This is a genomic window from Vibrio mimicus CAIM 602, assembly GCF_000338875.1.
Classification (GTDB): domain Bacteria; phylum Pseudomonadota; class Gammaproteobacteria; order Enterobacterales; family Vibrionaceae; genus Vibrio; species Vibrio mimicus.
Genome location: NZ_AOMO01000062.1, coordinates 1 through 5,596, shown reverse-complemented (window position 1 = coordinate 5,596; position 5,596 = coordinate 1). Strand labels below are relative to the sequence as shown.

Annotated in this window: 6 protein-coding genes and 1 pseudogene; all 7 read right to left on the bottom strand. The window is 41.4% G+C overall.

What is annotated here, in order from left to right; translation table 11 throughout:
• Positions 1-966: 966 nt before the first annotated feature.
• Positions 967-1,419, bottom strand: coding sequence for a GNAT family N-acetyltransferase (locus D908_RS03720; protein WP_005526632.1), 453 nt, complete (start codon positions 1,417-1,419; stop codon positions 967-969).
• Positions 1,420-1,622: 203 nt separating this feature from the next.
• Positions 1,623-1,799 (bottom strand): DUF645 family protein, encoded by a 177-nt coding sequence (locus D908_RS20795; protein ID WP_172462079.1) that lies wholly within the window; start codon positions 1,797-1,799, stop codon positions 1,623-1,625.
• A gap of 300 nt (positions 1,800-2,099) precedes the next feature.
• Positions 2,100-2,984, bottom strand: coding sequence for a GIY-YIG nuclease family protein (locus tag D908_RS03725; protein ID WP_005526629.1), 885 nt, complete (start codon positions 2,982-2,984; stop codon positions 2,100-2,102).
• Between the two features lie 169 nt (positions 2,985-3,153).
• The gene (locus tag D908_RS03730) at positions 3,154-3,453 is read right to left on the bottom strand and encodes a hypothetical protein (RefSeq protein WP_005526628.1); all 300 of its coding nucleotides are present in this window, start codon (positions 3,451-3,453) and stop codon (positions 3,154-3,156) included.
• Positions 3,454-3,607: 154 nt separating this feature from the next.
• Complete coding sequence (locus D908_RS21960; RefSeq protein WP_005526627.1) at positions 3,608-4,036, bottom strand: hypothetical protein; 429 nt, start codon at positions 4,034-4,036, stop codon at positions 3,608-3,610.
• A 576-nt stretch (positions 4,037-4,612) separates the two neighbouring features.
• A complete protein-coding gene (locus D908_RS03745) occupies positions 4,613-5,026 on the bottom strand; it encodes a GNAT family N-acetyltransferase (protein WP_000422417.1) in 414 nt (137 codons plus the stop codon).
• Positions 5,027-5,325: 299 nt separating this feature from the next.
• Positions 5,326-5,596: pseudogene (locus tag D908_RS22330) on the bottom strand (hypothetical protein); the annotation flags it as partial.

Here is a 5,596-nt window from a genome sequence, read left to right as displayed (position 1 = left end):
CTACAAAAGCTACCGCACAGCGACTTAATCACTGAACCCAACGCAAACCGAAAATGCCACGCGTGCCAAATCCCTCTTAAACGCTTTGTTATGCTTAAGCTTCAATGGGTTACGTTTTTCTGGAAACAAGATTAACTCGACTTTGATTCAGAAACAAAAACCAAAACGTAGAAAACAGAAATGACTCATAATTTTGAAAATCAGACTTTGAACTTTGGCAGTCAAAACTCAAAAACCTAAGATCAAATTTCTGATTGAGCCAGCCACCCTAACCTCGCGCTTACCTGACAATTGATTGAGGCAACGCTCTGAATTTTCAGCGCCAAAGAATAAGTGTCCGAAAAACAGCGCTCAAAAAAGCCAACTTGCCGACAAACACAAAACCGAGAAGCTGAGGGAACAAAGGAATCCATAAACCACTGATTTTAATTGATTAAGCATAACGCCCGATTAAGCAGTGAGCAACGCTCAAACCAACTTAACGCATAACAACGTAACCACTAATCTCCAAGCATACTGGCAATCCTTGCGTTGCGAATCTGTCTTGAATCGATTGTTAGGTCACGACCAAATTAGCATTAGGTCTCTCATTAATCATTGATTATCAAACGGAATTGAAGAAAAAGACAAAAAATCGAAGCCGAAGTATTCGTCATGGCTCTACCTTGAGGTCTTGCGGGCGTCACTCTTCAATCGTGCCCCGATTAAGGTGCGCACGAAAGCGCCTCAAGGGTATCATGGAAATGACTAATATTCGTCCTTTTTGCCTTCTTTCCTCTATACCCTATTTGCTCTTCCATGCTCACTCGACACCACCATACATTGCTCATGTGATCCCGTCGTGACCTAACGCCCGCCTAAGGGGCAGGCAACGCTTAACACTAAACTCAAACACAACAACCGTAACCACCGCGGCTCATTGGGACTGGAAACGCCACGCGTTGACAGTCCCTCTTGAGGCGTTTGTTATGCCAATTTTACCCGTTGAGTGTAATGTTCAAAGGCTGTGACTTTCACATAACCTTCAGACTCATAAAGCGATTTAGCTTTTTCATTCGATACTGCTGTCGCCAGTTTGACTGTTATCGCGTCTGTGCCTTTGGCAAAAGCAGCAACTTTCTGTAGTAAAGCTCTGCCGATACCTTTTTTGCGTGCATTCTCAGACACATACAGATCGTTTAAATACCACATCCTTTTCATCGCAACTGAGGAAAAGGAAGGATATAACTGTGCAAAACCTAGAGGCTCATTACCTTCTGATAAAGCTAGAAAAATCACTGAGTCACCATTTTTCATGTGCATCTCGATAAAATTTCTAGCACCTTGAATATCACTTTCTTGCTCATAAAACTGACGATAGGCATCAAATAAGATCGTAATGTCATCTAAATTTGAAACACTCGCTTCAATCACTTTCATCTGAACTTCCTTGTTCATAATTGGCATAACGCCCGCCTAAGGGGCTGACAACGCATTACCAATAAACTCAACCACAACAACTGCAACCACCGCGGCTCAATGGGACTTGAAACGCTACGCGTTGACAGTCCCTTTGAGGCGTTTGTTAGCTTCGTAGCCTGTTGTTTCACAATGATTTTTAACACAATTTCTTGAAAGACATTTTACACAAAATCATCACACAAACACACGTCCAACGCCAAAAGCTGTGAAGTTGGCAGCCAAAACTTAAAATGATCAAGGTTGAGTTGACCACGGTTAAGAGTCCGCGACAAAGAAAGCCAGATCACAGCGATGATACAGCCTTTTGTGACACCAGGCTTTGAGTGTTGAACATCCAACAACGTTGAAGCATCGAGGCTTGCTAGTTTTCAGCGACTTTGAAACCACGGAACTTTCAACATTTTCTACCAAATATTCATCAGGCAAGCCCCGAAAGCCAAACTGTGCAAATTGAATGCTGAAAGCTGATTTTTTTCAGAACGACTGAGTTTGGACTTTGATGATTCCAGCCTTTAAGAAGCTAACGCCCGCTTAAGGGGCAGCCAACGTTACTACTAACTTTCCGCATGACACCGTAACCACAAAAACCAACGCATAGTAAAAATGCCGCGCGTTGGCTGTCCCTCTTGAAGCGTTTGTTAGGTTTTATTCACAAGAGTTTCCTCAATCTTTTTAAGGTACTCACCATTACTTGCTTTCCAACTTTGAGGCCCACTACGACTGTTACCTGCAACCAATGACGCAGCATAGGACGAAGAACTCATTAACTTGTCTTTCATTAAGACATAGTGATTGTCTTTCAACTCCAATACTTGTTCAGCAATTAAATCGTCTTTAATACTCTTGCTTTTACCTGGCATACTCTCTGATGAGTTCAATGCAATTTGTGAACCTTTTAACAAAAGAAAACCGTCGTCTGTAACTTTTCCATTTGCTGTCAGCTTGTTAACCGTAAAGCTAAAATCGAAGTCGACTAAAGAACTCGGCTTGACTGCATTATCCATAGTCGAAGGCTTCAATATAGGCTCCAATAGGCGGTGACTTAAACTACCTAATACAATTCTAATATTGTCGATAAACTCTTCCATCGCAGCGGCATCAGCACGCGGCAATGTCGATTTAGTAGGCGTATTGCTATTTTCCAACTTGTAACGATCAGACTCCAAGCTAAGCTCAACCAACCTAGCCTCTAGATATTTAATATGGCCTTTGGTCAAGTTTTCATCTTTGCTAGTGAATATAATCACTTCATTCCAAAATTCTTTTTTCCGATCATGATCAGCTAAACGTTTAAACACGTCTTCAGACTCACCAATGTAAGCAGTATTGTTATCGCCAGCTGCGTTTTCAAACAGAAAATATATTCCGGGACGTTTAGATTCGTCCCATCTTGACAGTTCTGAAAAACGGCTTCTTGGGCAAGCTAGTGCCTGTCCAGACCAATTGGCAATCTCAACGTGGCGAAGTCCTGTAGGGCTTCCATCCGCAAGGAATATTCGTATACTTCTCCCAAATTTCGACATATCAACTTATTTCCTCGAAAAACCTAACGCCCGCCTAAGGGGCTGACAACGCATAAAAACCAAACTCAAACACAACAACCATAACCACCGCGGCTCAATAGGACTGGAAACGCCACGCGTTGACAGTCCCTCTTGAGGCGTTTGTTATATTGATGCGACAAAAGCCAATTTATTGATTTAACTGGGATGCGAGCAACAACAACGAGAAAATAGCAAAGCTGTATCTGAGATCATCTCTAAGTTTTATCAACCTACTATTATTCAGTTGATCAAGATCTTTACCAAAAAGCATCGGTACAAATAAGAACATACCAAAATGGAACACTACAAATGGTGGAGAACCTCTAGACCGCCAATGCTCATTCTCCATTTCATTCCATTCATCATAAAAACTCTTGCTGGATTTTATGAGTGGAAGCATTGAAATCAGCACCGCACAAACCATCAAAGTGTTAAATAGCTCACCCATATTAATCCCTGAAATTGAAAAAACAATATAACGCCCGCCTAAGGGGCTGGCAACGCATTACTACTAAACTCAAATACAACAACCGGAACCACCGCGGCTCAATGGGACTGGAAACGCCACGCGTTGACAGTCCCTCTTGAGGCGTTTGTTAGGTTTAAATCCAGACCTTCGTAATCGCCAATAAAGCAGCGGAGCCAATACCAAGACCAAAGAACGTATAGTTACAATATCGATAGAGCTTTAACTCTTTTAAAGACTTATCCTCGGATTTTTCGCGAATCACTGCTTCAAAATACTTTTGATTTGAATAGAAAACAAATAGCGTCAATATAATTGCTAAACAAAACGCAACTAGAGCAATAGTAAATATTAACTTGCTAAAGCATGTAATATTACTCAAGTCTTGATAAGCAGCAATCAAAAGCCCTATCGCAGCTGAAGATATGGCCAATATAGCTTTGTTTATCTCACTCCCACTATTCAGGTAAGCACTCAAAATCACAGAGTAATGGTTGATATTCTTGCCTTCTAGCTCTTTCAACCGACGCTCTCTATTTTCTAAATCTGTTTCTGGTTTTGGCATAGTAACCCTTGAAACCTAACGCCCTGTTAAGGGGTGAGCAACGCAATACCGAAGCCGCAGCATACCACCTTAATCACTAAAACCAACGCATAGTGAAAATGCCACGCGTTGCGAATCCCTCTTGAACAGTTTGTTATGTGCCTTACAACGTGGTGATTAATTGTCAATTACCCTCAAAAAAACACCTATATCGGTAATCATCCACTGATACTTTTTTCCCTTTAGTTCGGGATAGTAGCGCTGTATTTGGAAATACAGTTCCTCAAATGCTTGATTAACGTCGTGCTCAGATGGTTTATGAATTAGTGTACGACTCGTCTTTTTCTTGTGGTACTTAAAATGATTAGTTAAACCTGAATCTAACAACGACCAACTAAAATCTAGTTCCCTAATAATATTATCCATCCTCACTACTCTTTATCTTGCGAAGCATACCGATATGGCACATAACGCCCGCCTAAGGGGCTGGCAACGCATTAACACTAAATTCAAACACAACAAGCGAAACCACTTCGGCTCAATGGGACTGGAAACGCCACGCGTTGACAGTCCCTCTTGAGGCGTTTGTTAGGGCAATTATTCAACAAATTTACACATACCCAAACCAAGTGGATTTCCAGTTCGATCACTGTAACCAAATTTTGAGTAAAACTTTTCTTTACCGCATGCCGCCAATAACGCGATTGTTGCTCCAGACCGAGCATTGTTCTTCAGAAATTGCTCTATCTCTCGCATTACTAACTTACCTATTCCTTGGTTTTGATAGGTTGGGTCAACAACCACATCTTGGAGATAAAAGTACATTGAGCCATCACCCACTATACGGCCAAAGCCTGCAAGTTGTGATTCTGCATAAACACAAACATGAAAGATTGAGTTATCTAAGCTTTCTTGAACAATTATTGGCTCTGGATTTGTCCAGCCAACCTTGCTTCTAAGAAGCATAAACTCATCAACATTAGGAGCTTGTTTTGTGATGTTCAATTCCACAATGCCTCCCTATTGCCCTAACGCCCGCCTAAGGGGCTGGCAACGCATAACAACCAAACTCAAACACAGCAACCATAACCACTACGGCTCATTGGGACTGGAAACGCCACGCGTTGACAGTCCCTCTTGAGGCGTTTGTTATAAATACTCTTTCACTATATCGGGAAATAGTCGCTCTACTTCTTTACGTAATGGCGAGAAGAAAAACTTTTTACCTAATAAAACTAAGCACTCAGCATCTGGGTCAAGTAGTTTAAAGACTTTTCCAACAGGATCATCTGCTAACTCATGTGAACCTATTATAGGTGTTGGAAAAAATAGCCTGCTTCTTGAGTTAATAAATAAGTATCTAATTTTTCATCAAAATGTTCCCATGCGTTTCTTAGCTCTCGGTCAGCTAAAGGCGAGTTGTCGGTAAGTTTATAAAGTTTCTTTAAGTATTCGCCTCTTTTAAGCCTCAGATTACGCTGTTGCTTATCTTTCTTGTGCCCTCCCGGCGATGGCCAAAAATATCTTGATAATGCACCAACATGAACAATAGCCTCTTGCACTTCACTAATTAGTGTTGAT